The sequence below is a fragment of the Flagellimonas sediminis genome (assembly GCF_010500845.1).
GTDB lineage: Bacteria > Bacteroidota > Bacteroidia > Flavobacteriales > Flavobacteriaceae > Flagellimonas > Flagellimonas sediminis.
This window is the reverse complement of record NZ_JAAAMI010000026.1, coordinates 1-2,540: the sequence shown is the minus strand read 5'-3', so window position 1 is coordinate 2,540 and position 2,540 is coordinate 1. Positions and strand designations below refer to the sequence as shown.

The 2,540-nt window shown below is 53.0% G+C and carries 2 protein-coding genes; both read right to left on the bottom strand.

Annotation, left to right across the window (positions count from 1 at the left end; all coding sequences use genetic code 11):
* Positions 1 to 91: 91 nt before the first annotated feature.
* Positions 92 to 823: an IS21-like element helper ATPase IstB gene (istB, locus tag GTK07_RS19120; protein ID WP_127136804.1), complete on the bottom strand. Its 732-nt coding sequence runs from the start codon at positions 821 to 823 to the stop codon at positions 92 to 94.
* Positions 824 to 843: 20 nt separating this feature from the next.
* Complete coding sequence (gene istA / locus GTK07_RS19115; RefSeq protein WP_163636634.1) at positions 844 to 2,388, bottom strand: IS21 family transposase; 1,545 nt, start codon at positions 2,386 to 2,388, stop codon at positions 844 to 846.
* Positions 2,389 to 2,540 lie beyond the last annotated feature (152 nt).

Genomic DNA, 2,540 nt, shown 5'->3' with positions numbered 1-2,540 from the left:
TGGATAGGGCGGTCAATGTATACCACCTGCGGCGGATGAAAGTGAGCAGTGCAAATCAAGTGCACGAGATCGACTCATTTTGGTGCTGAAGTTAACGTTTATTTTTAATTTTTTTTCTCATTGATTCCCCTTTTATGTCCACCCTGTGAGCCGAGTGCACCAGCCGGTCAAGGATGGCGTCGGCGATCGTTTTTTCACCGATGACATCGTGCCATGCCTCCACGGGCAGTTGTGAGGCTATAATGGTGGACCTTTTGCCGTGCCTGTCCTCTATGATCTCCATCAAAGAGTGCCTGTTGATGTTGTCCAATGGTTTTAGGCCAAAGTCATCCAGTATGAGCAGGTCCTGTTTTTCAAGTTTTCCAATGAATTTTAGATAGGACCCGTCCGCCTTTGAGGTTTTGAGCAAGGTAAAGAGTTTGGCCGTGTTGAAGTACATGGTCCTGTGCCCCATTGAGCAGGCCTGGTGCCCGATGGCGGAGGCCAGATAGCTCTTGCCGACCCCGGTGCTCCCGGTAATGAGCATATTTTCACCCTTGCGTATAAATCCACAGGAGGCGTAGCGCTGTATCCTGTTCCTGTCGATGTTCCTTCCAGGGCCGTAATCGATGGCCTCCATAACGGCACCGTACCTGAACCTTGCGGCCTTTGTCAGGCGCTCGATCTTGCGGTTGTGCCTATCGTCCCATTCGGACTGTACCAGATAGGCCACCAGTTCATCGTTGGTATAGTCCATGCTCTCGGGCGAGAGGCTGGTGTCAAAGGCCCTGAGCATCCCGTGGAGCCTGAGCTGTTTCATCTGTTCCAATGTCTTTGTGTTCATGTTGTCTGTTTTAATGTTTGTCATTTATAATAGTTTCCTCCCCTGATGTTATCGTGGTCCGGGACCTCGGAGGTATCCTCCGGGTCGTCCTCCAGGGTGTCCCACCCTTTTTTCAGTATCCGCTCCACCATGCTGTAATTATAGGCCCCATAGTCCGATGCCCGCCTGCAGGCATTGTCCAGCCGTTGGTTGCCGACCTTCTTGGCCAGGTGCAGTATGCCCATGCAGGATTTATAGGATTGTTCCGGATGTTGTTTCTTGTCGAGTATCCCGATGATGTACCCCTTGCAGTTCTCGCCGATGTGCGCGGCCCAGGAGATGAACTTCTCGCTGCTCCATTCGCTGACGAACCTGTGGTGGGAGGGCATATGTTCCGCTGCGGTGGTATAGCCGTAGCGTTGCCTCTTTCTTTCATGGACGGCCAAACGTTCGTGCCTGTGGTATATCTCCACGAAGCTGTCCGTGTAGACGATCTTCACCTGTTTGCCGATGTGCCTGTAGGGAACACTGTAGTAGTGCTTGTCCCTGCCAAGGTAGATATGGCTGTTCTTGTGGACCGTTCCCTTTGCATAAGATCTTATCTCATATCGTTTCAAGGGAAGGGGACCGAGCTCCGGCACCTCCACTTCCCGGAAGAGGGAACACCTGGAGTATTCCCTTCCCCTGAAGGAAATATTGTTATGGGCCCTTAGCAGTTCCAGGATGGCCCTGTTGATCTCGCCCACACTGTGGAAGGTGCTGTTGCGCAAAGGGGCGAACACCCTGGTATAGACAATGCGCACCGCGTTCTCCACGATGGCCTTGTCCCTTGGCCTGTAGGCCCTTGTCGGCAGCACGGCGGTATCGTAATGCTCCGCAAAATCGGCAAAGGCCTCGTTGACCTTCGGCTCGTAACTGCTGCTCTTGGTGACTGCCGACTTCAGGTTGTCGGTCACCAGGGCACGGGGGACCCCGCCATAGAACCACAGTGCGTTCTCGGTACATCGCATGAAGTCCTCCAGTTTCTGGCTCCGACAGGCCTCCACGTAGGTGTAATGGCTGCTGCCCAGTACGCACAGGTATACCTCGAGTTCCTGGATCTCTCCCGTATATTTGTCCGTTATATGGAGCTTTTTGCCCGTAAAATCGATGAAGAGCTTGTCGCCCGCCTTATGGGTGAAGTGCATCACTGGCGATGTCTCCTTTGTCCATTCACGGTACCAGTACCTGAACTGGGAGAGCTTGAACCCGTCTGGGTGCTTCGCATAATACTCTTCCCAGAGCAACTGGCGCGTGACCCCCGTTTTGCGGAGTTCCTTGTCAAAATAAGGGAAGTACCGCTCTAAGGTCCTCAGCTGTTCGCTCTTGGGCTTTTGGTCCGCCTTGAAGAGCCTGTGGATCTCCTCCAGGGTCATCTCCGAGACCTCGTAGGGCGTCAGCCTGTAGCACTTGAAGAACTCGATGTACTTGGCCACCGTGTTGCGGGAGATGCCAAGTTCCTTGCTGATCCGTCGCTTGCTGGCCCCCTCGCCGTACAATTTGTAAATCCTTTTTGCCTTTCGCATATCTATCTGTTTGTTCGCCATGGTCTTTTTTACAAAAGAAACCATCGCAACACTCAAATAGAATCGATCTTTTTAGTGGCTCACGTTCATCCGCCCCACTATGCTCACTTTGGTCCGCCGCGGGTGGCTCACTTTGACCCGCCGAAGGTGGTATACTATGCCCGTTTTTTGCA

Bases quoted from the DNA above. Each gene is read 5' to 3' on its own strand.
- istB (WP_127136804.1), bottom strand. From the start codon at position 823: ATGAACACAAAGACATTGGAACAGATGAAACAGCTCAGGCTCCACGGG.
- istA (WP_163636634.1), bottom strand. From the start codon at position 2,388: ATGGCGAACAAACAGATAGATATGCGAAAGGCAAAAAGGATTTACAAA.